Genomic DNA, 23,660 nt, shown 5'->3' with positions numbered 1-23,660 from the left:
GGCGAGATTTGAAAACAAAAAAACGCCGCTCGGAGTTTGCGTCCGTGGGAATGGGAGGATTCCCGGAGCAAAAACCTTGCGACGTCGATGTCTTTGGAGGACGCCTATCGCGCGTCCAGCGCGCCTCCATCGCCGTTGACGGAAGCGATTATTGAAACGCAAGCAGCGTGCCAGTTTTTCGATTTTCTGATATCGTATTGAATTATATTGCTAAAATGCAACCATGGTGATCTGCCTATTTTGGCGGCGCCTTGAATTCGTGCAAATCATTTAAGCGAATGCGCTCAGGCGATATCTGCCACCTGCCAGGAATTTGTGCAGCGCGACATGGTGATCGTCAGGAATCACCGTTCTGACCACCGGTCTCCGCAGCACTCCTGATGGGGAAACCCTGGAGATACTGACCGATGTTCGAAGGATCGAAGACAAGTCCGTCCATGAAGCGATCGCCCTCACGGACGCCCTCCAGCCGGTGATCTTCCGCGGGTGGTGCGTCGATGCCGAGTGCCGCGGCGTAGAGCTCGGGGCGATAGGCGGACGCGGCGGCCCGCGAACCATCGTCCGAGAGCGACGCCTGACCCCAGCGGATCATCTGGCTGTAGATCCACAGCGCGTGGTTGGGATGCGGGTAGTTGGCGCCGTCGGCATGGAAGGCGAAGTACTTTTCGATCACACGCCGGGTGCCCGCGGCGTCAAGCGCGAATTCACCTGCCAGAACCTGGCGGAGAATGCGAATGGGGGCGGCGATGTAGCGTTGCTCGGCAAGCATTTCCGCAAGCGTGTCGTGATTTTCGGGGCGATCGCACCAGCGAGCCGCCGCGTCGAGGGCGACAATGAGCCTTGAAACCGTTTCCGGATGGCTTTCTGCCCATTCCGGCCGCATGCCGACGACCTTTTCGGGGGCTAATGGCCATATGTCCTGCTTGGCAGCGACGATGCGGCCCACACCACGCTCGCTGGCCACCATGTTCCATGGGGCCCCGACGCAGAAGCCGTCTATGGCGCCGGCGGCAAGCGCGTCCGAAGTCATCGGCGGCGGAACGACAACGAGTTTGACATCCTTGTCCGGATCAACTCCTCCGGCGGCAAGCCAGTAGCGGAACTCGTAGTTGTGGGAGGAGAAGGGATAGGTCATGCCGAATGTCGGCAAGGGCTCCCCGCGTTCCTTCTTGCCGCGGACGACCACTGCAAGCGCACGGGCATTGTCCAGCGCGCTTGCCGTTTCCGGAAGGCCTGCTTCCTCGCGCATGCGCTCGTAGAGCCGCGTCGAAAGGGTAATGGCGTTTCCGCCCCGGCCAAGCGAAAAGGCGGTGATCGTCGGGGAGGGGTTGGAGCCGAGCCCGAGCATGGAGGCGACCGGCATAGGCGACAGCATGTGAGCGATGTCGAACTGCCCGAACGCGAGACGATCGCGGACATTCGCCCAGGAGACATCCTTGATGAGATCCAGCGCGAGACCCTCGCGGGCCGCGAAACCGAACTCGGCGGCCGCGATCAGCACGGATGCATCAACGAGCGGAATGAACCCGGCACGCAGGACCCTGGAGCCTTCCGACGCTATGCGCGCCGGTGCCGGCATTCCGCCGCCGGGAGCTGAAATCTTCGTCATAGTGTCCACTCCGGTATTCTCCGGGCTCCTCGAGGCAGGCGGGTGTTCGGTCCGCGTTTCCTCACATGAGCAACCCGGCGGCCGTGACCACGCTTTGCGCGATCTCGGAAATCTTCTTCTTCTCGTTCATCGCCGTCTGGCGGAGGAGCGCAAAGGCCTCTTCCTCGGACAGGCCGCGCATCCTCATCAGGATCCCCTTGGCACGCTCGACAATCTTGCGCTCCTCGAGCGCCGACTTTGCGTCCGCGAGTTCTCGCTGCAGCCGGCTGAAGGCGTTGAAGCGACTGACGGCCATGTCGAGGATCGGCTTGACCCGCTCCTTCTTCAGCCCATCGACGATATAGGCGGAGACCCCGGCATCGACCGCCGCCTCTATCGAAGCGGTGTCGGAACGGTCGACGAACATTGCAATCGGGCGGCTGACGGTGCGCGTGAGCTGGAAGAGGTGCTCCATCATGTCGCGATTGGGGTTCTCGATATCGATCACGATGACATCGGGCTTGAGCGTCTCGATGATGCGGGCGACGCCGTGTACCTCGTGGATGACCGTGACACGCAGATGTCCCGCATCTCGCAATCCTTCTTCGATGATGGATGCGCGAATGGCGTTCTCGTCAATGACAAGGATCGTCAGATCGGTCTGCGTCATGCGGGCATTCATGCCGCACCGCAATAAGCTTGACAAGAAGGGGCTGCCCAATTTTCGCGCTTGTCGAAGTGGTGCGCATAATTCGCGCACGACCGCGGGTCGAGAGCGTACTTGCCTGCAGCTTCAGAATTGCGGGGAACCAAGCGCGGTGTACGCCGTTCCCTCCCCACATTGGAAAGGAGGCTGCTATGCAGGTCGTGGGCACGCAGGTCATTCCCGATATGGGGGGCAACAGGGGCTTTACCGTCGAGTTCGTGGGCGAAGGCGGAGAAGTTGTCTCCGTTACCATGCGGAACGATGCGACGAGCGGGCTCAACCGCCTCAACGCAATCGACAAGGCGAGGGCGGTCATGATCCAGCTCGCGACCTTCGACGTTGACGGCAGCACCGTCAGTGCAGAGACTGGTGACGACGAACGTCCGGGCGATGAGTTGGAGACACGAACCAGCGCGCGCGGTGCCGGAGATACCGGCACGCTGGAGGAGCAGTTGGATACCGGATTGGAAGATTCCTTCCCCGCGAGCGACCCCGTATCGGTGACGTCCTCCACGATCGCGACGGATCCGGCCAGAAAACACTAGGTCTGAAAGGCACCACCACTTGACGTCGGCAACTTCGGCCTTCCCCCTCGATGCGGCCTTTTTCGAGCGCAGTGCGCTCGAGGTCGCGGCGGATCTCGTTGGGGTGGGGCTGGAAGTTGCCGGTGTCGGCGGCGTAATCGTGGAAACGGAGGCCTACCTTCCTGACGATCCTGCCTCGCACAGCTTTGGTGGACAATCCCTTCGCAACAGGTCGATGTTCGGTCCACCGGGGGTTGCCTATGTCTACCGGTCCTATGGGATCCACTGGTGCCTTAACTTCGTCTGTCTGCCCGCAAGCGCGGTCCTGATCAGGGCGCTCGCGCCGCAGTCGGGTATAGACACGATGCGAAGGCGACGAGGGGGTGTTGCCGATCGTCTTCTATGCTCGGGTCCCGGGCGCCTGTGTCAGGCGCTGGCGATCGATGGAACGAGTGACGGTCTGCCACTCACGACGGCGCCCTTTCGGCTTACGTCACACGGAGAGCAGATCCCGCTTCTCGTTGGACCTCGTATCGGAATCACGAAGGCGGCGGATCTGCCGTGGCGGTTCGGCTTGCAGGGCTCGCTATTCCTCAGCCGTCGGTTCTGAGGGATCTATACTGATCCGAGCGAAGATGTGGTGCTGGCCTCAAGAAACGTGCAGCATGCTGCGGCCCGGCTCAACGCGCCCTAGGCGTCGTCAAAACGGCTCGCCTCCACCGAGGCATCGTGCGTCACCGTATCTTCCTCCAGGCTATTTTCGGGTAGGCCTTCCTCGCTGTTGCGATAGGCATCCTCTGCCACCCCTTCCGGTGCTGCTCCATCCTCTTCGAGGGCGGAGGGAAGGTCGCATTCCTCGGTCAGGCTATCGGGGGTGGTGTCCGGCGAATAGCGGTCGCTCGTGGCTTGAGGTTCGACCTCGGGGTCGAACGGTCGATTGCGTGGACCCATGGCTCGGCTCCTCCTCGGCGAAGGAAAACGCGTAGCGCAAGCGCCTGTTCCTGTGCTGGAGCGGCCGGCCTATCCGGTCACTCGAGCTGAAGGACATCGGCTGTCGCGATCAGGGGAAAGGGTACCGGAGCTCCGGCCGGCTCACAACAGGAAATCGCCCTTCTCGAGGGAAACCCTTCCCGTCAGCTCTAGGCGGAAGTCCGCGATGCCGTCGCCGTCCACATCCCCTTCGATCAGGGTGACCTTCGTGCCTTCGCGTGTGGCGTAAAGCCAGCGGAGCTCCCCGGCCTTGTCATGGAATTCGGTGCCCTTGGTCCGCAGGAAGGTAAACTGATCGCCCGCCAGGCTGCCGTTGGCGTCGATTGCCGAAAGGTCGATCCGGTCCTCGCCCGAAACGAAGTCGAGGATCACGTCGCGCTTGCCGGCCAATCGGCCGATCTCGGCCACCGACTTGAACACGAACACGTCGGCGCCGGTCCCGCCCGAGAGCCGGTCCGCGCCGGAACCACCGTACAGCCAATCCTTTCCTGACTGGCCGAACAGACGATCGTTGCCACTGTTGCCGACGAGAACGTCACTGCCGACGCCGCCGTAGAGCGCATCGGCCCGCGTCGAGCCGATGAGGAAATCGGCGTCGTTGGCAGCCGTGTCATAGGCGCTCCCGTCACCCTTGAGCGTGATTGCCGTCGTGGCACCGACCTGCAGCTCTTCCGGCTTGTAGGAAGCAGGAACCTTGTAGGCCGCAACCAGCCTCGCAATCGCCGGGGCATATTCCTTGTAGATCGGATCGATCGACTCGAGCCCCTTGATGCGTCCCGCATTGTCGGCATCGTATTTTGTCTCGTACGACAGGATCTTGTCGCGATGGGCGGTGTACATGCGCCCGGCACTCAAGGCCTCGGCCGTTGTCGCGGTGCTGTCCTTGTCGAACAGGCGAAAGTGCTCGGCCTCAACGTAGCGGCGGTTGGCGATACCGGAGATACCGCTGCCGTTGGAATTGTAGCGGATCTCGTACCAGGCTTCGGCGCGGCTGCCGTCCTCGATTGCCGCCTTCAGCTTCGGTCCGAGAAGCGATGGAGCATTGTAGGCCATACTGAACAGAACGGCTCGCTCGCGGGATTGTGGAATTCCGGAGAGCCACCGGTCGATGGTCGCGTAGTAGCTCGGCGAGATAGCGGTCAACGCGTCGCTGATTTCGGCACTGGAGGAGAACGAAAACGTGTCCGGCACCGAGGAATCCCGGCTCTCGTTCCAGGCCTTCATCACGGCATCGAGACGGCTGTTCAGAAGCGAGCTCTGCCCCTGCGAATAGCTGCGGTCGATGACGGCCTTAAGCTGGTCCTGCAGCGTCTTGTTCCAATGGTCGTCCCCGACCATCGCGCGCAGCACGGGTTCCAGATTGTAGCGTAGGTTGAAACCGATCCCGATCGTGGGGGCGGGGCTGGAAGCCGTGTCGAGATAGGCTCTGCTGGTCGATCCCTCCAAAAGGACAAGAAGGTCGAAGGCATAGCTGTCGAAGTCTGCCTTCTTTGCGATACGATTCCAGTTCAGCATGTCAGTCTCGAATTCACCCGGTGTCGCCAACATCTTAGCGGCGAGAGGTAAAGAGCTCGGTGAACGGAACGGCTAACGAACCGTGAATCGGCGGCGCGTCCTGGCTGTCGAGAACCGGCCCGGGCGCCGCGCTCACCGCGGTCTCTTCGAAGGGGCCGGTGGGGAGGCGGGGCCGGCAACGAGCAGCAGAGACAGGAGGCTGGAATGAATGTGGGCCCGGAAGCGGTTGTTCAATTCTGGTTCGAGACGATCGATCCGGAGAGCTGGTTCGAACCGACAGCCGAACTGGACGAAGAAGTCCGGGTCCGATTCACCCATACGCACCTCGTTCTCTCGCGATGTGTCACGAAGCAATGGCGGGAAACCGCGGAATCGCGGCTGGCTGCGATCCTCGTGCTCGACCAGTTTCCCCGAAACATGTATCGCGGCTCGCCGCTTGCCTTCTCCACGGACTGGATGGCCGTGCGCGAGGCGAAGCTGGCCCTCGAGGCGGGCGCGGACGAGACTACCGACCCCCTGCGTCGACCTTTCTTCTACATGCCGTTCGAGCATTCCGAATCGCTGGAGGATCAGGATAGGTCGGCCGCGCTGTTCGAGGCACTCGGTGACCCGGTCCACCTCGACTACGCCAGGCGCCACCGCGAGGTAATCCGTTCGTTTGGCCGGTTTCCGCACCGCAATGCCATGCTCGGAAGGGAGTCGACCGTCGCCGATAAGCGGTATCTCGACCTGCCCGGAGCGGGTTTCTGAGGACGAATCTTGCTTCCTGCCCGCTTGTTGCCCGATTGCAGTGTGAGTACGGGCGCCGGAGTCGCCGAGGAACCCGGTTTCTCGGCAGAAGCAACGGATGCGGGATCGGATCACGCTTTCGGTTGGCGGGGTCGTCCCATTCCAGGGGCTGTTCGGCCGACAGGGCGATTTCATTTGGAGATCCATTGCTCTAGAACAAGTCACCCCAAGCACGTCGAGCATCGCTCGTGCTTCGCATATTGAGGATAGCGTTTCTTGATCGCTCGTATTGTCTTTGCCTGCCTTGCAATCCTTCTCGCCTGCGGAAGCGCTTCCGTGCGTGCGCAACAGGCGGTCATCGATCCCACGCCAATCGAGCTGGCGAGCGACCAGCTGGAGAAGTCTAGGGCGCAGCTCGGCTCCATCCAGGAACAGGTCGACAAGTTCAGGGACGACGATACCCGTCTCGTCGATCTCAAGGTTCAGGCCGAGGAACTGAACAGGGCCATCCTTGCAATCTCTGTCGGCACACGCCCGCGTCTCGATGCCATCAAGGCGCGCCAGACCGAGCTCGGTGACCCGCCTGCCGAAGGTGCTGCACCGGAAGCCGATATCGTGGTGGAAGAGCGCAAGAAGCTGACGATCGCGCGTAACGAAATCAACGCGCTGACCGGCGAGGCCGAAAATCTCTCCATCGAAGCCACGAAGCTTGCCAATACGATCAACGAGATTCGCAGGCGGTTGTTCACGGACACGCTGCTGAGGCGGACCGAAATCAGCGGTGACCTTTTCAGCGAAGCCGGCAAGGCCCTGGTCGTCGAGGGCGAGGACCTCAACCGGACAATCTCCTCGTGGCTGACCTTCGTTTGGAAATTCAAGAGGATGTCGCTCTTCGGGGCGCTCGTCCTGTCGCTTGCCGCCGCGCTCGTGTTCGTATCCGGCAGCTACCGGCTGTTTTCGCCCTATATCACGCGGGGATTGAGGGAGACCAAACCCGGATACATCACCCGCCTTACCGTTGCCTTCTGGGCGACGATGATCCCGACGCTGGCGGTGGCAGCGTTTGCCGGCTCGAGCTATCTCTTCCTCGACAGGTTCAACGTTCTCAGGCCCGACATCGCTCCCCTGGTTTCGTTGGCGCTCGCCGTCGGCGTGGTCTTCTTTTTCGTCACCAAGCTTGCCAACGCCGTGCTGGCGCCCGGCGACGGCGACTGGCGTCTCGTGCGCGTCTCCGACCGCGGCGCAACGATGCTGTCCTGGGCGATCTTCACCATGGCACTGGTGAATGCCGCGGACTATCTCTTCGGCGGGATCAGCGAGGTTCTGGGCTCTCCCATAGTCCTGACCGTGGTCAAGAGCTTCGTGGCATCGATCGTCATCGGCCTCGTGCTGATCGCGACGGCCTTCATAAAGCCCGTGCTCAACAAGGGCGAAAGCCCGGACGCACCCGGACGCCCCTGGCCGCGAACCATCGCTTCGGCGCTCATCATTACCGGCATCGGCCTTATCCTGGCGAGCGTGCTTGGTTACGTCGGCATGGCGCGTTTCGTGGCAACGCAGATCGTCATTACCGGCGCCGTGCTGGTCGCGATGTATATCGGCTTCCTGTCGGGCAGGACGATCTCCGCACCGAACGCTTTCGGCGAAACTGCCATTGGCCGGCGGATCGACGAGCGTTTCGGTCTCGGGCAGGTGACGATGGACCAGATCGGGCTTGCCGCCGGTCTCGCCATCCAGGCGCTGGTCATCGTCTTCTTCGTTCCGCTCATCCTCATGCAGTGGGGGTTCCAGGTCGAAGACATCGAATCCTGGGCCTACCGCATCTTCACGCAGATCAAGATCGGCAGCATCACCATCTCGCTCGTCGGCATACTCGGCGGCTTGCTGCTGTTCGCGGGCGGCTATGCCCTGACGCACTGGTTCCAGAAGTGGCTCGACGGAAACGTCATGGCCCGCAGCCACGTGGATATTGGGGTAAGAAACTCGATCCGGACCGCGATCGGATACGCGGGCATCGCAATCGCAGGGCTGATCGGTGTGTCGGCGGCGGGGATCGATCTTTCCAGCCTGGCACTCGTCGCCGGTGCCCTGTCGCTCGGTATCGGTTTCGGTCTCCAGAACATCGTCTCGAACTTCGTGTCCGGCCTGATCCTGCTTGCGGAGCGGCCGTTCAAGGTCGGTGACTGGGTCGCGACCGGCACGACCGAAGGCTTCGTGAAGCGTATTTCAGTGCGCGCGACGGAGATCGAGACATTCCAGCGGCAGACGATCATTGTTCCGAACTCGGTGCTGATCAACGGCTCTGTCGGGAACTGGACGCATCGCAACAAGCTCGGTCGCGTCGACCTTCCGGTCAGCGTTCACGCGAGCAACGATCCCGGTCGCGTCATGGCGGTGCTCAACGACCTCGTGCAGCAGCAGCCGAATATCCTGCGCAATCCCGAGCCTTCCATCGTCTTCGTCAATTTCAGTTCCGCGACGCTCGACCTCGAGATCCGCGTGTTTCTCGCCGACGTGCTGAACGGCACGGCCGTGAAGACGCAGCTTCGGGCCGCGGTGCTCCAGCGGCTGAGGGACGAAGGTATTGCGATCGGCGCGCCGGCGGCCCCCGAGGTGCCGATCAAGATCGATCCTGAAAGCGCGCGGCTGATCACGGCGATCATCGAGACGGCAAGGGGCGGCGGCGTGGACGACGAAGCGGCGGTGATCGCTCCGTCGGAGCGGCGGCGCGCGCGCAGTAAGGACGGACAAGGCGACAACGCCTGAACGACGCGTTCAGCGGTTATTCACCCCTTCTGGCATAAAATACATGCAAACCCTCAAGAGTGCGGCTAGGCTCGCACGGGGTTTTTAGAAGGGGCGGCGCCTCTGCGCCGGGCTTGCATGAAGCGCGTGATCGCGGTGGTGCCTTTCCTCTGGCTTGCGGCCGTTCCGGCCCTGGCCGCAACGATTACCAACAAGGATTCTGAGGAGCGGTTGCTCGTCATCGTCGAAGGCGGGAACCGCGTGGAAGTTGCGCTGGAACCCGGCGAGACGGAAGAGGTCTGTGAGCGCGGCTGCTTCGTGACGTTGCCGAGCGGTGACCGCATCGGTCTCGACGGTGGCGAGAACATCGAGATCCAGAACGGATCGGCGACTGTAAAATAAAGAGTTTCCTCGATGCTCGCCCTCAAGGTTTCGGGATGCGGGCTTAACCCTTTCGCAAACGCTTGACGCTACCACTTCGGAGGGGATCAATCGTTTTCAGAAGGCAACCATGTCTTTCATCGGTATTTCCGGAATGCAGTATTCCGGCGCTTCTTTGTCGCATCACCGGATTATTGTTGCCGAAGATTCAAACGTCTTCACATCCATGATCAGCAAGCGCCTCAAGGAGCTGTTCAATATCGATGTAGAGATTTGCCGCAATTTCGAAGAGCTCGAGCTTGCCTATGACAAGTCTTCGGAACGCATCACGCTCGCGATCTCGAACATCAATCTGCCCGGTGCAGAAAATGGTGAAGCACTCAACTACCTGATCGACCTCAGCGTGCCCACAATCGTCTTTACCGGCACGTTCCAGCAGCAGACCCGGGACCAGTTGCTGTCGAAGGAAATCGTCGACTACATCATCAAGGACAACATCTTCGCCGTCGACATGCTCGCGGAGTCGGTTTGCCGGTTCCTGACGAACCACCGCCATCATGTCCTGATCGTGGATGACAGTGCCACCGCGCGCGCGCTGCTGTCGACCCGCCTCAAGCGGTACAATTTCCGGGTCAGCGTTGCCGAGAGCGGCGCGCAGGCCCTGGCACTCCTCAAGGCAAATCCGGATGTCGGTCTCGTGATCACCGACTACAACATGCCCGACATCGACGGCTTCGAACTCACACGCCGCATCCGAGGATCGATCGGCTCACATCAGCTGCGGATCATCGGGGTTTCCTCCTCGACGGACAGGCTGCTGTCTGCCCGTTTCCTGAAGGCAGGCGGTAACGACTTCATCATGCGGCCCTTCATCGACGAGGAGTTCTATTGCCGGGTCAACCAGAACCTGGACACACTGACCCAGATCAAGGCGGCACAGCTCGCCAAGGTTGCCTGACCCGGAGCTGCATAACTGACAGATATCTAATTTAAATACCTGAAATTAGAAGATAATATACGATACTTACGTTACGTGAGGCCGAATCCGGCTTCCGGTTAACGAGTTGGTAAAAACCTCGCGTTGTAATGCCGCCGGACGGGAAACTTTTAAGGTAAAAAGTGACGTGGGCGTGGATGGTCATCCGCAACGAGGGCATGCATTCTTGCGCCATTCTGGCTGCAATGTGCTTCTCGTCGAGGATTCGAGGATGTTCTCCACGGCGATCAAATTCAGGCTCAAGAATGAGCTCGGCATAGACGTCACCCATTGTTCCAGCATGATCGCGCTCAAGAAGGCGCTCAGGCAGGATCCGGGACGCTTCGCCCTGGCTGTCCTTGATCTGAACCTGCCGGATGCGCCGAACTGCGAAGCGCTCGACCACGTCATTTCTCTCGGAATCGCGCCCTTGGTGTTCACCGGCTCGTTCAACGAGGGCACGCGCGATGCAGTGATGGCCAAGCAGGTGATCGATTATGTCGTCAAGGACAATCCTTCGTCGATTCAGCAACTCATCGTGGCCGTCGACCGCATTCTGACGATCGGCATCACGAACGTGCTGGTCGTCGATTCCGACCCGGACAGTCTGGCGCTCGAGGCCGGACTGATGATGCGGCAGAATTTCCGGGTCACATGTGCCGGCGACGGGGCAAGCGCACTCGACATTCTGGACAGGGCAGGCGACGTCGACATCGTGGTCACGGACCTCGACCTTTCCGACATGGACGGCCTGAGGCTGCTCGGGGAGATCAGAAAGCTGCACGGCGACGAGAGCGTCCGCGTGATCGGACTTTCATCGGGTGCCGACAGGATGCTTGCCGCCCGCTTTCTCCGTGCAGGCGGTGACGACTATCTTCAAAAGCCCTTTCTCGCCGAGGAATTCAACAGTCGGGTCTTCCAGGTCGCGGCAATACAGAAACGCGTCCAGGCGCTCCAGAGAATTGCCGCTCGGGACTACCTCACGGATCTCTACAATCGTCGCTTCTTCTTCGAGGCGGGCTCGCGTCTCGTCGACCAGGCGATCCGCCGCGGCGAGCCGAGCTGCATCGCAATTCTCGACATCGACCACTTCAAGAGGTTGAACGATACTTACGGCCACGAGGTCGGCGATGCCGTGCTCAAGGCGATATCGACGCGCCTCAGGACCCGGCTTGGCGCCCGGCATCTCCTTGCGCGCCTCGGCGGCGAAGAGTTTGCAATCCTGTTCTACGGACTGGACCTGGATGCGGCCCTGGATCACTGCGAAGGGCTCCGCGCGGATCTGGCGGGGGAACCAATCGACGCCGACGGCGAGCCGGTCACGGTAACCGTCTCGATCGGTCTTGCATCGATCGCCAGCCGTGAATCCTTCGACAACTATCTGAACGCGGCCGACCAGTTCCTCTACATGGCAAAGCATGCCGGGCGGAACCGGGTTTTCTCGGAGCTTTCGCTGATGAATGCACTCGCCGGATAACGCGTGGTAACCAGCGAGCGTCGTGACGCGGTTCGTCAGTATCCGGCTAGCGGGTAGCGACTGCCAGCGTGACCTTGCGGTCGGCGCGCTCCTGCTGCGGCGAGCGATTGTACAGTTCGCGATAGCACTTCGAGAAGTGTGAGGCGGACACGAAGCCGCAGGCCACAGCCACCTCGACGACCGGCATGGACGACTGGACCAGCAGATGGCGGGCCCGGTCGAGCCGGATCTCCAGATAGTAGCGTGCGGGGGAGCGTCCCATTTCCTGCCGGAACAGCCGTTCGATCTGGCGCCGGGAGAGATCGGCGCTGTCGGCGATCTCGAGCAGCGAGAGCGGTTCGGAGAGATTGCTCTCCATAAGTTCGATGATGGAGAGAACCTTGGCGTTCTGCACGCCGAGGCGTGCCCTGAGCGGCAGGCGCTGCCTGTCGTGGGGGCCACGGACGCGGTCGGTCAACGCCTGCTCGCAGACCCGGTTGACGAGGTTCTCGCCGAAATCCTGGTCGATCAGGTTGAGCATCATGTCGAGCGATGCGGTGCCGCCGGCGCAGGTGTAGATGTTGCTATCGATCTCATAGAGATCGGCGTAGACGTCCGCCTGCGGGAATGCCTCGGCGAAGCCCGGCAGGTTTTCCCAGTGGATGGCGCAGCGTTTTCCGGACAGCAGGCCTGCCTGCGCCAGGACATGCGCGCCCGTACAGAGGGAGCCTACGGCAACGCCGCGATTGTAGACTTCGCGAAGCCACGCATTGACCGACTTGTTGTTGAACTCCTCGACGAAGACGCCGGAACAGACGAGCACCATCGAGGGACGGTTCTCACCGCCAAGAAACTTGCGCTCGTCGGCAAGTGACGTGTTCACCTCGATCCCGATCCCGGCGGATGAGAGGACCTGCTGTCCGTCCGTGGAAGCGAGACGCCAGGAATAGGCCTCATATCCCAACATGCGGTTGGCAATTCGCAAGGTTTCGATTGCCGCTGAGAAGGGCAACATGGAAAAATTCGGTACGAGGAAGAAGACGAGAGAGCGCTTTTTGACCTGTGGCTTGTTCATCGGGAAATCCATGCTCGGGGCCTTTGCAAAAAGGTCAATGGAAAACGCATGTCGCGCTTGTCGTTTTGCGACATTCTCATGGAAAACTACGACTGTGAAGTGAAAGTTTTGCCTTTTTCGTCAAGCTGTTCGACAGTGTACTGTCGAATGTTCCGGTGAAGGTGTGCCTAACGCATTTGCGACACAATCTGGGGTTTGCGCGCAGGGTTTTAGACGCCGATTTGAACGGGGCGGCAAACATTGGACGCATTTGACAAGCCGTTTCCATGGCTTATGGATGCGTCCACGAAACGCAGATGGAGTTCTTGCGATGCTATCGGATGGCTACACGGATATACCGGACGGGAAACTGGCGGTTGTGGCAACATGCCTGCAGATGTTTCGCCCACCGGCGCCGGGGCGCGATCCGGACCAGCCTGATCTGTCACTCGGGAAAGTTGAGGCGCCGGACCTTGATTGGTACCGCGATCTCTATCGCCGCATCGGCGCCGAATGGCTCTGGGGATCGCGCCTTGCCATGTCGGACGGAGAACTTCACGAGGTCATCGGAGATCCGGCAGTCGACATCTGGGCCGTGACGAAGGACGGACGTGCGGAGGGTCTGCTCGAGCTGGATTTCAGGCAGGAAGGCGAATGCGAGCTCGCGTTCTTCGGGTTGTCGAGTGCAATCATTGGACAGGGGGCCGGGCGCTGGTTGATGAACAGGGCCATCGAGCGCGCCTGGAGCAAGCCGATCAGCCGTTTCTGGGTCCATACCTGCACTCTGGATCATCCGAGCGCGCTCAACTTCTACGTTCGCTCGGGTTTCGTTCCCTTCAAGCGGCAGATCGAGGTTTTCGACGATCCCCGGCTGGTCGGAACGCTTGCCGAAGACGTTGCGCCGCGAGTGCCGATCCTCAGGCCCGCGGCCAGGTAAGTTCAAGAAAAAGCCGCCAGATTTGGATCTGGCGGCTTCAGGCATGCGCTGGTTTTTTGAAGGGAGGACAGTCGGATTTCATCGTGTCCGTCTTGCCCCGTTCTTGCCGGCGTCGTCGAGGGCCGGAAAGCCGATATCCTTCATGACGTCGAAGGGCAGGCCTTCGAGCTGGCGCTCGGCATGGTAGAGACGCCACGCTTCAATCATGCGCGTTGCGAAAGTGTTCAGGGGCGTGAACCGGCCGGCCAGCAGCAGTTCAAGCTGGCTGTGCGCAGTGCCGTGATCGGTTAAATGCAAGATGCTCATGTTCAGGTTCCTTTCGAGCCTATGGTGTCGAAAGGTCGCGACCTTGATTATAGAATGCCGCGACCCGAGCCATCAATCAAACGAATATAATTGATCGCATGCATCAGAGTTTGTCATGCAACCGCTGACCGGACCATCCGATGTCCTTCTTCAGTTCCGGCGGCAGGGCGTCGAGTTCTATCTCCGCCCGACGATTTGCCCGGCGTGCTCTCTCGCGGTGGTAAGCCTCGGTGACGAATTTCAGGACGGTGAAGGCAAAACCTTCTCCGGAAACCCTGACGGCGACAGGAGCGCCGCCGGTGTTGGAAACGACCGTTTTCATTGCGAACATCCTTTCGACTTCATTCTTGAAGTGACTATCGCGCCAAGCCTGTTTTCAATCAAACGAAATGATGTTAGTCTAAAGATCAGAGAAACTGATAGTGGAGGGATCGATGAACCTGATGCTGCGCCAGACGCTTCCCCTGCTGGAGCTGGATATTCTCAAGACATTCGTCGCTATCGCGGAAACGGGAAATTTCACCACGGCCGCCGAAACGGTGCACAGGACGCCCTCTGCGGTCTCCATGCAGATCAAGAAGCTCGAGGAGATGCTCGGCTGCACGCTCTTCCTGCGCGATGCACGATCCGTGGTGCTGACCCACAATGGCGAGGTTTTGCTCTCCTATGCGCGCCGCCTGCTTGCACTCAGCAACGAGGCGGTGTCCCGCTTCATGATGCCGGACATGAACGGCGTGGTCCGCCTCGGCGCGCCTGACGACGTCGGCGAACTCATCCTGCCCGAAGTGCTGAAACGCTTTGCTGACTCGTTCCCATCGATCGCCGTGAACGTCTCGATCGAATCAAGTGGCGCGCTTCGCCGCGCGGTCGCCGAGCACCGGCTGGATCTGGCGATCTTCAACACGACGAAGATCGAGAGCACGTCTCCCGGAGAGCTGCTGATGAAGGAACAGCTCGTCTGGGTGGGCAAGAGTTGCGGCACCGCCTACCTCAAGAACCCGCTGCCGGTTTCGGTGTGGGAGGAGGGGTGCATCTGGAGGGCGCGGGCACTCGAGGAACTGAGCAAGTCCGGCCGTGACTTCCGCGTCGCCTATTTCTGCGCCCATCATATGGGCCAGCAGGCGGCGATCCGCGCGGACCTCGCCGTGGCCCCGCTCGCACGCTTCCTGGTGCGCGACGATATGATCGCTCTGTCCGAGAAGGACGGCTTGCCGGAGCTCGGCTACTACCACATCGGCATGGTCGTGGCGGAACAGGCGGAGGCACCGGCGCTCGCCGTGGCCGACTATATCCGTGCGGCCTTCGCACGCATCGAGCGCCGACCCAAGGAAGTGCTGCCGGTGGCCTGCTGACAGATACGCATATGGGGTTTGTCCCATATGCGTTCGTCGACGTGGGGGGCTAATTCCGCGGCCCGGGATAGCCTTGTTGCAGCGCCGTTTCTCGGGGAGATGTCTCCGCTTGGCCGGGGTGTATAAAAGCCTTTCAGGTCACTGCGATGCAGTGGCCCGTTGCCACAAAGCTGCAAGAGGATTGCGTCCCTGTCCCGTCAGATGGTGGGACTGCCGACGCATGCCAGTAGTGCGTGTACCCTATGGCTGGCGGCGCCAGGAGTCGAAGCTGACCTCTCCACGTCTCATTCGGCAAGAACGATGGACCGGCTTCTGACAGCCGCCGCCTATTCGCGGCTTCGCCTCCGTCGTCTGCCACCACCTTCGCCGCCGCCGTCATCGCTTAGAACCTTTCGCTCGGGCAAGGAAACGACCGTTGAAAGGTGAGGGAAGGCATCGACCTTGTTCGGCAAGGCCATTGCGTTGACGAAGTACTCCTGAAACTTCGGTTCGAGCGCGGTTTCGATCTTTTCGATCCGGCTGACAACCTGCTCGATCTCGCGACGGTGTCCGCGGTTGAGGAGCGCCATCAGGGCTCCCGTCCCCGCCGCATTGCCCACCGCCTTCACTTCCGCGAGATCGCAATCCGGGATAAGGCCCAGAACCATCGCATACTTGGGATCGATGAACGATCCGAAGGCGCCGGCGAAATGAATGGTGTCGACATGGTTGACGCCAAGCTTTTCCATGAGCAGTTTTATTCCTGCGTAAAGCGCCGATTTTGCGAGCTGGATCGCCCGTATGTCGTTCTGCGTCACGGCGATGCGCTGCTCGCCGTCGTGGAGAAGATAGGAGAAGGTACGGCCATTCTGGAGGATGCGAGGACTCCTTGCCGCCATGGTGCCGTCCACAACGCCATCCTGCGAGATGATGCCTGTCAGAAACATCTCCGCGACGACCTCGATGATCGCCGAGCCGCAGATGCCGGTCACTCCGACTGCGGCGGCTGCGTCTGCAAACCCCTCTTCGTCGGACCATTTGTCGACGCCGATGACGCGGAACCGCGGCTCGAGGGTTTCCGGATCTATGCGGACGCGTTCGATTGCACCGGGGGCCGCCCGCTGGCCGGAGGAGATTTCCGCGCCCTCGAAGGCGGGACCGGTCGGCGAGGAGGCGGCGACGACGTTCTTTCGGTTGCCGAGCACGATTTCGGCATTCGTGCCGACATCGACCAAGAGCATCATCTTGTCCTGGCGATACGGGCCTTCCGCAAGCGTCGCACCTGCCGCATCGGCGCCGACATGGCCGGCGATGCAGGGAAGCATGTAGAGCCGCGCTCCGCGGTTGACGTCGATGCCGATCTCGTGTGCCCAGTACTGCAGGGCGCCGGATACGGCGAGCGCGAAGGGTGCCTGGCCGAGTTCCGTCGGGTCGATACCGAGGAAGAGGTGGTGCATGATCGGGTTGCCGACGAAGACGGCGTCAAGGATGTCATGCCGATCGACGTTGCCTTCCGCGCAGACCTTGCCGATCAGGCCATTGACCGCCTCGCGCACGGCCTTCGTCATCGCCTCTCGTCCGTCGGGGTTCATCATGACGTAGGAGACGCGGCTCATCAGATCCTCGCCGAAGCGGATCTGCGGGTTAGACGTCCCGGAGGAGCCGACGATACGGCCGGACAGCAAGGAGACGAGGTGCATTGCGATCGTCGTCGAGCCGATGTCGCAGGCAATGCCATAGGCTTCGTTCTTGAGGCCGGGCCAGAGGCCGACGATGAAGGGACGCGAGGAATCCATGTCGCGATGGATCGCCGCCGTGACGCCCCAGTTGCCCTTGCGCAGAATGCCCTGGACCTGCGGAACCAGGTGAGATGCGACGAGCAAGTCCTTCCAGCCCCAATCCTTTTCCAGAACATGCTTCAGCCGGTCGAGGTCCCCGAGCGGCTTGTGCATGTCGGGCTCTTCAACCTCGACATAGCAGAGCTGGACGGCGGCGTTGCGCTCGATCACGCGGTCGGTCGCGGCCTTGCGCACGACCTGTGCATTGACGACCGTGTCTTGCGGAACGTCGATGACCAGATCGCCGAGAATCTGTGCCGAGCAGGAAAGGCGCCGTCCGTCCGGCAGGCCGCGGATTTCCTCGTAGCGCTCCTCCTTCGGCCCCTTCAGCGATATGTGTTCGTTCGAGGAGACGATCTTGTGCTTGGCGAAGTTGCCTTCCTGGACCGAGATCTGGCAGCGCCCGCAGGTGGCACGTCCGCCACAGACGCTTTCCACGTAGACCCCGAGCTTGCGCGCCGCTTCCAGGACGGGCGTGCCGACAGGAAACCGTCCGCGCTTTCCGGAAGGCATGAACAGGACGAGGGGATTGGCGCTATCTTCGGTCGGGGACACGGATTTCAGACTTTCTTGCGGGCCAGTCGCCGCGCATTGCTTCGGACGCGCTTGCCATAGGGGGTGAGGGCGGCGGCGGCAAGTTTCTCACCGGTCTTCGACGCTTTCGGCATTCGTCCGGTCGCTGCCCCCATGAAGGCCGAGAAGGCGGCGTTGGCGAGGGCGACGTTGACGGCCATCGCGCTCTCGGCCGTCGCCGCCATCTTCTCGCTCACCATCTTCGTCATCTCGGCCGTATCCTGGGCAGTGCCGGTCAGCGCCGCCATCTGCATGGAGTGGATGCGCATCGCCATGACAAACGGAGCCTCCAGCCAGAGGCTGGAGGCGTCACGCCGGAGGCGGCGGCCGGAGGACACGGCTATTCCCTCGCAGCGCCGGCGCCGGCGCGGGCTGCACGGCCGCCACGACGGCCGCCGCCGGCGGCAGGTGCCGCAGCCGCGGGGGCCGCATGGGCACCGCCTTCGGCCGGCTTGTGGTCGCGATAGGTCATGATCCAGTTCGTGCAGTTCGCGTCCGTGCCGGAAAGCACGTTGGCGGCACGCACGGCTTCCATCTCCTGCGGACGGCAAGGGTTCATGATCGCGGACGTCATGCCCGCACCGATGACCATGGGGATGAAGCCCGCATTGATGCCGTGGCGGTGCGGCAGGCCGAAGGAGATGTTGGAAAGACCGCAGGTCGTGTTGACCTTCAGTTCCTCCCGCAGGCGCCGCAAGAGCGCGAAGACCTGGCGCCCGGCGTCGCCGAGAGCCCCGATCGGCATGACCAGCGGGTCGACCACGACGTCCTCAGGCTTGATGCCGTGGTCCATGGCGCGCTCGACAATCTTCTTGGCGACCGCGAAGCGAACGTCCGGGTCCATCGAAATGCCCGTCTCGTCGTTGGAAATGGCGACGACCGGAACGTTGTACTTCTTCACGAGCGGCAGGATCGCTTCCAGCTTTTCCTCTTCGCCCGTCACGGAGTTCACGAGCGGGCGGCCCTTGGCGACCTTGAGGCCCGCCTCGATCGCCGCGGTGACGGAACTGTCGATCGCGAGCGGGATGTCCACGAGGCCCTGTACGATCTCCAGCGTCTTGACGAGGAGCGGTGGCTCGGTCTCGTTGGGATTGACGGCTGTGACGCCCGCATTGATGTCGAGCATGGTTGCGCCGGCTGCGACCTGTTCCAGCGCATCCTTGATGACCGTATCGAAGTTGCCCTCGATCATTTCAGCGGCAAGCTTCTTGCGGCCGGTCGGGTTGATGCGTTCGCCGATCACGCAGAAGGGCTGGTCGAAGCCGATCACGATTTCACGGGTGGCGGATGCGACGATGGTGCGTGTCATTGAAGGTCCTCTGCCTCGCGATTATTCAATGGGGATGATGGGCCGCTATCTCGGCCAACTGCTGCTGGTTCTGTTCCTTGCCTTCGCGCGCCTGCTCGATGCGTTCCGCAACGAGGCTGTCGCCACGGTTGGCTTCGCGCGTCCAGGGGCGGCGACCCTTCAGTACGCCGGATTCATGCACGATCTCTGCGACATACTCCTCCTGCCGATAGGCCATCACGTGGATGCCGGAGACGCCTTCGATCTCCTTCACCTCGTTGATGATGTCGATGCAGAGCTGCTTGCCTTCCTTCTTCTGGTCTTCCGCGCCTTCCAGCCGCTTGATCACGGCATCGGGTATGTGAATTCCAGGAACGTTGGAGCGTATCCACTTCGCCGTCTTGGCAGAAGCCATCGGTCCGACGCCGACGAGAATAAAGCACTTTTCGTGGAGGCCAAGATCGCAGACCTTTTTCATGTACTCCCGGAACATCGGGACATCGAAGCAGTACTGGCTCTGCACGAACTGGGCGCCTGCCTCTATCTTCTTGGCGAGCCGGTAGGGGCGGAAGTCGTAGGGCGGCGCGAACGGATTGATCGCGGCACCGAGGAACACCTTGGGCGGTGTCGTCAGCTTTCTGCCCGAAAGGAATTTGGCGTTGTCGCGCATGATGCGGACGGTTTCCAGCAGCGACATGCAGTCGAGATCGAAGACCGGTTTGGCGCCCGGCTGGTCGCCGGCCTGAACGCCGTCACCGGTCAGGCACATGATGTTGGCCACGCCCATGGCGGCGGCGCCCAGCACGTCGCCCTGGATCGCGATGCGGTTCTTGTCGCGGCAGGCGATCTGCATGATCGGCGCATAACCCATCCGGGTCAGCAGCGCGCAAATGCCGACGGACGACATGTGGCAGTTGGCGCCGGACGCATCGACCGCGTTGATGCCGTCGACCCATCCGTCGAAAATCGCCGCGCGCTCGTAGACATCCTCGGGATTGGCGCTGTCGGGCGGGTTGAGCTCGGCGGTAACGGCAAACTCTCCGCGACGCAGCACGCGCTCGAGGCGCCCGAGCGAGGAATGTCCCGGGAGCGGGTCAAGCGGCAGGTGCGCACCGAGCGGGTTTTCATCCATGTGCACCATGCGTCACGCGTCCTTTCCAGCGGCAGCATCACGGGCGGCAGCCGCCTCGGCGGTCACCCGCAGCCAGGACGACGTTTCGCGCAGGGACTGGTTCACCGGCTTCTGGACATTCATGATGGCATTTCCCTTGACCATATTCTGCGACCCCTTCCAGGCCTGCACCCAGACGCAGGGCATATCCGGTTCGACCTCGCAATTGCCGTTGGCCCGGACGCCGCCGCAGGGGCCGTTGCGCAACTGCTTCGGACAGTTCATCGGGCACGACATGCCGGTGGAAGACAATGCGCATTGGCCGCACATGCGACAGTCGAAGAGGAAGCCCTTCACATGCCGCTCCACGAAGGTGATCGGGCGTTCCACGCGGTTGTAGCCCAACATCTTCCAAAGCGGATGCAGCAGCAGGAAGGCGTCGGCGAACCGACTGTAGAACCATTCGAGCGAGCGCGAATGACGGACGGCCCAGAGGCGAACCGTGTATTTGTGGCGAGCGCGACGGCTGGGCGATACCCCCGCCGGGGTGTAGGCCCCGGTTGCGGCTTTGGCGGCAGGCGCTGCGTTGCCGGGCTTCGGGTCAGCCATTGTCGCGGCCTCCCGCCTTCACGAGTGCGACGAGCCGCTCCTTGTCGTAGGCGGCCTCCAGTTCGGCGGCGGCGCGGTCGGCCTCTGCTTCGAGATCGTCGCCGACGGCCACTGGATCGGCCTTGCGCCACTCGGCGAGATAGTCGTCCGTCTCGGCGGCGCCGGTGCGCATGGCGCACATGTCGATCGCTTCCGTGAAGCGCAGGGTCAGTTCGCGCTTGGCGGTCTTGCGACCCTGCTTGATGATGACCTGTGCAGGAATGTCCCGCCAATAAACGACGATGCGATCTGCCATGTTCGAATTCTCCTCGCCTTGACAATGCTGATAGCCCGGCACGCGGGCTGCACTCGCCACGACCGCACCTCGCTCAAAAGCGACGTGCCTCGTCAGGTCGGGAGAAAACTACCAGATGCCGCGCGTGAGACCATTCCAAAGCCACGTCCAGATCGGTGGATGATACCACTGGCGCGAGGGTGCAACGATCTTGAAGGGCTTGAGGTCGCCCGCCAGCGCATCGCGCACAGCGGCGACGGCGATACCCGTTCCGGCGGCCGTCTGAAGGAGGGGATAGGTGTGCATCGTATCGCGCGGAGAAGGGCGCATGCGGGTCTGGTAAAGGATGTCGCCGGTGTCCACGCCGGCGTCGACGAGATGCACGGTCGCGCCGAAGTTCTCCTCGTCCTTCATGACCCTCGACCAGTAGCCGCCCTGGAGCCCGCGGTATTGTGGATTGATGCCTGCATGGAAATTCAGCACCGGGCAGGGGATTGCGGCAAGGGTCTGCGCTGTCAGCATTCGGCAACTGACAAGGAACAACACGGCTGGACGCAACTCCCCGATCACGCTTGCGAAATCCGGGGCGTTCGCGGAGGCGACCTGCACCCGGCGCAGAGATGGATCGCGGCGGCTGTCGGCCCCGTATTCCCGCAGGATCTCGTCGGACCTCCTGCTCGTGAAGCGCTTGCCGAACTTCGAGACGATCATGGTCGCGAGTTGCCCGAGCGCCTGTATCCATCCGAGCTTGCGGGCCCTGCGTTTTACGAAGACGCCCTTGGACTCCCCTTGCTCCTCGATCACGACGAGATCGGGAAACTCCGCCTTGATGGCGTTGACGATGATCTCGGGATTGGATCCGGGCTGTATCAGGACAGCGACGGGGGATGTCCCGCGAAGGTTTGAAGTGTTCGATGTTGCGGTCATGGGGCAGCTCCTGCCCGGACCTTAAAAGGAATTGTTTATGAAGGCTTTAAGGGAGAGAGGCTTCCGCGCAGCAATCGTGCAGGGACGGACAGAATAAGGCATTCATGCGCGCAGCAGCTCTGCCGTCAGGTCGCCGTAACCGGTGAAGCGATACTCGTATTCGAGGCCGAGGTAGTCGGCCGCCTCACGGGCTTTTTCGGCCAGTGACGCGTCCTCGATCTGCGAGATGTAGACGAGCTTGCGGTAGTTGCCGAAATACATTTCCTTCAGCTCAGGATGCCGGTCGAGACCGAGCGGTTCCACCACGAAGGCGCGAAATTGTCGGGCGAGGAAATCGGTAAGGAAGAACGAGGTGACGTCGTCGTCCTGTGCCGCAAACGTGTCGTTTCCAACGAAGAAGGAATAACAGTGAGGCCCGGCGATGCGTTCGACGCCTTCGCGCTCGCAGAGCAGGTCGAGCATTCCGCCCGTGCCGCAATCGGCATAGCCGACGAAAATGCGCGAGAAACCCTCGTTCCGGGCATCTCGAATCGCGCTTTCCACTCCGGGCGCAATGCGTTCCGGATGCGCGTGCCAGATTGCAGGCAGGCACTGAAGATCGATATGATCGAGTCTGTTGGCCTTGCAGACGGCCAGCACTTCGCGGGCGATCGCGCCGCAGGCGATAACACGAACTTTTTCGCCTTCCGCGCGTTGTCCGCTTGGGCTTTCGATCCGAAGTTCTGCGTCAAACCTGTCCATAAAGAGGGACTCCGACCATGATTGCAGCAAACACGACCAAGATCAGTATCATTCTCGCCGCCCTTCTCGCGCTTAGCGCTTGCGGCAATACCATTCGCGGCATGGGCAAGGATACGGCCAATGCGGTCGATGCGACGGAGGATGCCGGAAGGAGCGTCGCTAACGCTGCCAAGTAAGCAGATATGCGCACAGGAAGCGCCCAGGCAAGTGCTTGGGCGCTTACTTTCGCGATATCAGGCTCCGGCCAGCGTGTTGTGCTTGCGCAGCATGAACTCCTTCGCGGTCTCGACAGCGATGGCTGCGTCGCGGCAGTAGGCGTCCGCGCCGACCGCCTTGCCGAACTCCTCGTTCAACGGAGCGCCGCCGACGAGAACGACGTAATCGTCGCGCATTCCCTTTTCCTTCAGCGTATCGATCACGACCTTCATGTAGGGCATGGTCGTCGTCAGAAGGGCGGACATGCCGAGAATGTCGGGCTTCTCGCGCTCGATCGCCTCGAGGTAGTTCTCGACGGGATTGTTGATGCCAAGGTCGATGACATCGAAGCCGGCGCCTTCCATCATCATTCCGACCAGGTTCTTGCCGATGTCGTGGATATCGCCCTTGACCGTGCCAATGACCATCTTGCCCTGCTTCGGGGCGCCGGTCGCGGCAAGGAGCGGACGAAGAATTGTCATGCCGGCCTTCATGGCGTTTGCTGAAAGCAGCACTTCGGGCACGAACAGGATACCGTCGCGGAAGTCGATGCCGACGATCCGCATGCCTTCCACGAGCGCGTCCGTCAGGACGTCGTACGGCGCCCAGCCGCGTTCGAGAAGAATGTGCGTACCTTCCTCGATCTCCTCCTTCAGGCCATCGTAGAGGTCGTCGTGCATCTGCTGCACGAGTTCTTCGTCGGAGAGATCCGCAAGAATGATTTCATCATCAGACATGTTTTGTTCCTCGACTCCATGGTGCGGCGCTGAAGGGCCGGCTCCCCCAACACAGTGTTAGCGATGATAGCCTCAAAATCCAATTTTGAAAGCGACGTCGCGCGAGACAAAAAACGACCAGCAAAAGCT

26 protein-coding genes are annotated in these 23,660 nt (G+C 61.4%); 10 read left to right on the top strand and 16 right to left on the bottom strand.

Features of this window, described 5'->3' with window-relative positions; all coding sequences use genetic code 11:
• Positions 1 to 337 precede the first annotated feature (337 nt).
• Together F3Y30_RS15790 and F3Y30_RS15785 are read right to left on the bottom strand one after the other, a co-directional pair.
• Positions 338 to 1,618: a CmpA/NrtA family ABC transporter substrate-binding protein gene (locus F3Y30_RS15790; RefSeq protein WP_203423673.1), complete on the bottom strand. Its 1,281-nt coding sequence runs from the start codon at positions 1,616 to 1,618 to the stop codon at positions 338 to 340.
• A gap of 52 nt (positions 1,619 to 1,670) precedes the next feature.
• A complete protein-coding gene (locus F3Y30_RS15785; RefSeq protein WP_203423672.1) occupies positions 1,671 to 2,270 on the bottom strand; it encodes an ANTAR domain-containing response regulator in 600 nt (199 codons plus the stop codon).
• 176 nt (positions 2,271 to 2,446) lie between these two features.
• Here F3Y30_RS15785 and F3Y30_RS15780 point away from each other — a divergent pair, with 176 nt between their 5' ends.
• The gene (locus tag F3Y30_RS15780) at positions 2,447 to 2,839 is read left to right on the top strand and encodes a hypothetical protein (RefSeq protein WP_203423671.1); all 393 of its coding nucleotides are present in this window, start codon (positions 2,447 to 2,449) and stop codon (positions 2,837 to 2,839) included.
• Between the two features lie 19 nt (positions 2,840 to 2,858).
• On the top strand, positions 2,859 to 3,428 hold the full coding sequence (locus F3Y30_RS15775; protein ID WP_203423670.1) for a DNA-3-methyladenine glycosylase: 570 nt from the start codon (positions 2,859 to 2,861) through the stop codon (positions 3,426 to 3,428).
• Between the two features lie 80 nt (positions 3,429 to 3,508).
• Here F3Y30_RS15775 and F3Y30_RS15770 read toward each other — a convergent pair whose 3' ends face one another.
• Both F3Y30_RS15770 and F3Y30_RS15765 read right to left on the bottom strand, forming a co-directional pair.
• The gene (locus F3Y30_RS15770; protein WP_203423669.1) at positions 3,509 to 3,769 is read right to left on the bottom strand and encodes a hypothetical protein; all 261 of its coding nucleotides are present in this window, start codon (positions 3,767 to 3,769) and stop codon (positions 3,509 to 3,511) included.
• A gap of 141 nt (positions 3,770 to 3,910) precedes the next feature.
• Positions 3,911 to 5,323: a M10 family metallopeptidase C-terminal domain-containing protein gene (locus tag F3Y30_RS15765; protein WP_203423668.1), complete on the bottom strand. Its 1,413-nt coding sequence runs from the start codon at positions 5,321 to 5,323 to the stop codon at positions 3,911 to 3,913.
• A 204-nt stretch (positions 5,324 to 5,527) separates the two neighbouring features.
• Here F3Y30_RS15765 and F3Y30_RS15760 point away from each other — a divergent pair, with 204 nt between their 5' ends.
• The 5 genes from F3Y30_RS15760 (at position 5,528) to F3Y30_RS15740 (ending at position 11,631) form a co-directional block, all read left to right on the top strand.
• Positions 5,528 to 6,073, top strand: coding sequence for a DUF924 family protein (locus F3Y30_RS15760; RefSeq protein ID WP_203423667.1), 546 nt, complete (start codon positions 5,528 to 5,530; stop codon positions 6,071 to 6,073).
• 255 nt (positions 6,074 to 6,328) lie between these two features.
• Positions 6,329 to 8,818: a mechanosensitive ion channel domain-containing protein gene (locus tag F3Y30_RS15755; RefSeq protein ID WP_203423666.1), complete on the top strand. Its 2,490-nt coding sequence runs from the start codon at positions 6,329 to 6,331 to the stop codon at positions 8,816 to 8,818.
• Positions 8,819 to 8,935: 117 nt separating this feature from the next.
• On the top strand, positions 8,936 to 9,199 hold the full coding sequence (locus tag F3Y30_RS15750) for a hypothetical protein (RefSeq protein WP_203423665.1): 264 nt from the start codon (positions 8,936 to 8,938) through the stop codon (positions 9,197 to 9,199).
• Between the two features lie 109 nt (positions 9,200 to 9,308).
• Complete coding sequence (locus tag F3Y30_RS15745) at positions 9,309 to 10,136, top strand: response regulator (protein ID WP_203423664.1); 828 nt, start codon at positions 9,309 to 9,311, stop codon at positions 10,134 to 10,136.
• Positions 10,137 to 10,386: 250 nt separating this feature from the next.
• Positions 10,387 to 11,631, top strand: coding sequence for a diguanylate cyclase (locus F3Y30_RS15740; RefSeq protein WP_203423663.1), 1,245 nt, complete (start codon positions 10,387 to 10,389; stop codon positions 11,629 to 11,631).
• Between the two features lie 46 nt (positions 11,632 to 11,677).
• Here the strand turns inward: F3Y30_RS15740 and F3Y30_RS15735 are convergent, their stop codons facing one another.
• The gene (locus tag F3Y30_RS15735; protein ID WP_203423662.1) at positions 11,678 to 12,685 is read right to left on the bottom strand and encodes a GlxA family transcriptional regulator; all 1,008 of its coding nucleotides are present in this window, start codon (positions 12,683 to 12,685) and stop codon (positions 11,678 to 11,680) included.
• A 310-nt stretch (positions 12,686 to 12,995) separates the two neighbouring features.
• On the opposite strand from F3Y30_RS15735, the gene F3Y30_RS15730 reads away from it, so the two are divergent.
• Positions 12,996 to 13,601 carry a GNAT family N-acetyltransferase gene (locus F3Y30_RS15730; RefSeq protein WP_203423661.1) on the top strand — a complete coding sequence of 202 codons (606 nt, stop codon included), beginning with the start codon at positions 12,996 to 12,998 and terminating at the stop codon, positions 13,599 to 13,601.
• Positions 13,602 to 13,679: 78 nt separating this feature from the next.
• Here the strand turns inward: F3Y30_RS15730 and F3Y30_RS15725 are convergent, their stop codons facing one another.
• Together F3Y30_RS15725 and F3Y30_RS15720 are read right to left on the bottom strand one after the other, a co-directional pair.
• Positions 13,680 to 13,907 (bottom strand): hypothetical protein, encoded by a 228-nt coding sequence (locus F3Y30_RS15725; RefSeq protein ID WP_203423660.1) that lies wholly within the window; start codon positions 13,905 to 13,907, stop codon positions 13,680 to 13,682.
• Positions 13,908 to 14,010: 103 nt separating this feature from the next.
• The gene (locus F3Y30_RS15720) at positions 14,011 to 14,229 is read right to left on the bottom strand and encodes a hypothetical protein (protein ID WP_203423659.1); all 219 of its coding nucleotides are present in this window, start codon (positions 14,227 to 14,229) and stop codon (positions 14,011 to 14,013) included.
• Between the two features lie 112 nt (positions 14,230 to 14,341).
• Between F3Y30_RS15720 and F3Y30_RS15715 the strand changes: the two genes are divergently transcribed.
• Positions 14,342 to 15,259, top strand: a complete 918-nt coding sequence (locus F3Y30_RS15715; protein WP_203423658.1) for a LysR family transcriptional regulator — start codon at positions 14,342 to 14,344, stop codon at positions 15,257 to 15,259.
• 326 nt (positions 15,260 to 15,585) lie between these two features.
• Here F3Y30_RS15715 and F3Y30_RS15710 read toward each other — a convergent pair whose 3' ends face one another.
• The 8 genes from F3Y30_RS15710 to F3Y30_RS15675 all read right to left on the bottom strand — a co-directional run bounded on the left by F3Y30_RS15710 (position 15,586) and on the right by F3Y30_RS15675 (position 22,599).
• Positions 15,586 to 17,589: an ASKHA domain-containing protein gene (locus F3Y30_RS15710; RefSeq protein ID WP_203426639.1), complete on the bottom strand. Its 2,004-nt coding sequence runs from the start codon at positions 17,587 to 17,589 to the stop codon at positions 15,586 to 15,588.
• Between the two features lie 47 nt (positions 17,590 to 17,636).
• Positions 17,637 to 17,987 (bottom strand): hypothetical protein, encoded by a 351-nt coding sequence (locus F3Y30_RS15705; protein WP_203423657.1) that lies wholly within the window; start codon positions 17,985 to 17,987, stop codon positions 17,637 to 17,639.
• 2 nt (positions 17,988 to 17,989) lie between these two features.
• Entirely contained in the window at positions 17,990 to 18,958 is a 969-nt protein-coding gene (locus tag F3Y30_RS15700) for a methyltetrahydrofolate cobalamin methyltransferase (RefSeq protein ID WP_203423656.1), read from the bottom strand.
• 25 nt (positions 18,959 to 18,983) lie between these two features.
• A complete protein-coding gene (locus tag F3Y30_RS15695) occupies positions 18,984 to 20,078 on the bottom strand; it encodes a methylenetetrahydrofolate reductase (protein WP_203423655.1) in 1,095 nt (364 codons plus the stop codon).
• Between the two features lie 3 nt (positions 20,079 to 20,081).
• The gene (locus F3Y30_RS15690; protein WP_203423654.1) at positions 20,082 to 20,657 is read right to left on the bottom strand and encodes a methylenetetrahydrofolate reductase C-terminal domain-containing protein; all 576 of its coding nucleotides are present in this window, start codon (positions 20,655 to 20,657) and stop codon (positions 20,082 to 20,084) included.
• Positions 20,650 to 20,952, bottom strand: a complete 303-nt coding sequence (locus F3Y30_RS15685) for a virulence factor (protein WP_203423653.1) — start codon at positions 20,950 to 20,952, stop codon at positions 20,650 to 20,652. Before F3Y30_RS15685 ends, F3Y30_RS15690 begins: the two co-directional genes overlap by 8 nt.
• Positions 20,953 to 21,060: 108 nt before the next feature.
• The gene (locus F3Y30_RS15680; RefSeq protein ID WP_203423652.1) at positions 21,061 to 21,858 is read right to left on the bottom strand and encodes a formyl transferase; all 798 of its coding nucleotides are present in this window, start codon (positions 21,856 to 21,858) and stop codon (positions 21,061 to 21,063) included.
• Positions 21,859 to 21,960: 102 nt separating this feature from the next.
• Entirely contained in the window at positions 21,961 to 22,599 is a 639-nt protein-coding gene (locus F3Y30_RS15675; RefSeq protein ID WP_203423651.1) for a DUF1638 domain-containing protein, read from the bottom strand.
• Positions 22,600 to 22,616: 17 nt separating this feature from the next.
• Between F3Y30_RS15675 and F3Y30_RS15670 the strand changes: the two genes are divergently transcribed.
• A complete protein-coding gene (locus F3Y30_RS15670) occupies positions 22,617 to 22,775 on the top strand; it encodes an entericidin (RefSeq protein WP_203423650.1) in 159 nt (52 codons plus the stop codon).
• Positions 22,776 to 22,832: 57 nt separating this feature from the next.
• On the opposite strand, the gene F3Y30_RS15665 is transcribed toward F3Y30_RS15670, so the two are convergent.
• On the bottom strand, positions 22,833 to 23,531 hold the full coding sequence (locus F3Y30_RS15665; protein WP_203423649.1) for a B12-binding domain-containing protein: 699 nt from the start codon (positions 23,529 to 23,531) through the stop codon (positions 22,833 to 22,835).
• Positions 23,532 to 23,660 lie beyond the last annotated feature (129 nt).

The organism is Sinorhizobium sp. BG8 (genome assembly GCF_016864555.1).
Lineage (GTDB): Bacteria > Pseudomonadota > Alphaproteobacteria > Rhizobiales > Rhizobiaceae > BG8.
This window is presented reverse-complemented; position numbering and strand designations above follow the sequence as displayed.

Excerpts from the sequence above, each read along its gene's own strand:
- F3Y30_RS15680 (WP_203423652.1), bottom strand. The coding sequence starts at position 21,858 with ATGACCGCAACATCGAACACTTCAAACCTTCGCGGGACATCCCCCGTC.
- F3Y30_RS15665 (WP_203423649.1), bottom strand. The coding sequence starts at position 23,531 with ATGTCTGATGATGAAATCATTCTTGCGGATCTCTCCGACGAAGAACTC.
- F3Y30_RS15720 (WP_203423659.1), bottom strand. The coding sequence starts at position 14,229 with ATGAAAACGGTCGTTTCCAACACCGGCGGCGCTCCTGTCGCCGTCAGG.
- F3Y30_RS15670 (WP_203423650.1), top strand. The coding sequence starts at position 22,617 with ATGATTGCAGCAAACACGACCAAGATCAGTATCATTCTCGCCGCCCTT.
- F3Y30_RS15690 (WP_203423654.1), bottom strand. The coding sequence starts at position 20,657 with ATGGCTGACCCGAAGCCCGGCAACGCAGCGCCTGCCGCCAAAGCCGCA.
- F3Y30_RS15765 (WP_203423668.1), bottom strand. The coding sequence starts at position 5,323 with ATGCTGAACTGGAATCGTATCGCAAAGAAGGCAGACTTCGACAGCTAT.
- F3Y30_RS15675 (WP_203423651.1), bottom strand. The coding sequence starts at position 22,599 with ATGGACAGGTTTGACGCAGAACTTCGGATCGAAAGCCCAAGCGGACAA.
- F3Y30_RS15695 (WP_203423655.1), bottom strand. The coding sequence starts at position 20,078 with ATGGTGCACATGGATGAAAACCCGCTCGGTGCGCACCTGCCGCTTGAC.
- F3Y30_RS15725 (WP_203423660.1), bottom strand. The coding sequence starts at position 13,907 with ATGAGCATCTTGCATTTAACCGATCACGGCACTGCGCACAGCCAGCTT.
- F3Y30_RS15710 (WP_203426639.1), bottom strand. The coding sequence starts at position 17,589 with ATGCCTTCCGGAAAGCGCGGACGGTTTCCTGTCGGCACGCCCGTCCTG.
- F3Y30_RS15730 (WP_203423661.1), top strand. The coding sequence starts at position 12,996 with ATGCTATCGGATGGCTACACGGATATACCGGACGGGAAACTGGCGGTT.
- F3Y30_RS15685 (WP_203423653.1), bottom strand. The coding sequence starts at position 20,952 with ATGGCAGATCGCATCGTCGTTTATTGGCGGGACATTCCTGCACAGGTC.
- F3Y30_RS15770 (WP_203423669.1), bottom strand. The coding sequence starts at position 3,769 with ATGGGTCCACGCAATCGACCGTTCGACCCCGAGGTCGAACCTCAAGCC.
- F3Y30_RS15740 (WP_203423663.1), top strand. The coding sequence starts at position 10,387 with ATGTTCTCCACGGCGATCAAATTCAGGCTCAAGAATGAGCTCGGCATA.
- F3Y30_RS15715 (WP_203423658.1), top strand. The coding sequence starts at position 14,342 with ATGAACCTGATGCTGCGCCAGACGCTTCCCCTGCTGGAGCTGGATATT.
- F3Y30_RS15700 (WP_203423656.1), bottom strand. The coding sequence starts at position 18,958 with ATGACACGCACCATCGTCGCATCCGCCACCCGTGAAATCGTGATCGGC.
- F3Y30_RS15745 (WP_203423664.1), top strand. The coding sequence starts at position 9,309 with ATGTCTTTCATCGGTATTTCCGGAATGCAGTATTCCGGCGCTTCTTTG.
- F3Y30_RS15750 (WP_203423665.1), top strand. The coding sequence starts at position 8,936 with ATGAAGCGCGTGATCGCGGTGGTGCCTTTCCTCTGGCTTGCGGCCGTT.
- F3Y30_RS15735 (WP_203423662.1), bottom strand. The coding sequence starts at position 12,685 with ATGAACAAGCCACAGGTCAAAAAGCGCTCTCTCGTCTTCTTCCTCGTA.
- F3Y30_RS15780 (WP_203423671.1), top strand. The coding sequence starts at position 2,447 with ATGCAGGTCGTGGGCACGCAGGTCATTCCCGATATGGGGGGCAACAGG.
- F3Y30_RS15785 (WP_203423672.1), bottom strand. The coding sequence starts at position 2,270 with ATGAATGCCCGCATGACGCAGACCGATCTGACGATCCTTGTCATTGAC.
- F3Y30_RS15760 (WP_203423667.1), top strand. The coding sequence starts at position 5,528 with ATGAATGTGGGCCCGGAAGCGGTTGTTCAATTCTGGTTCGAGACGATC.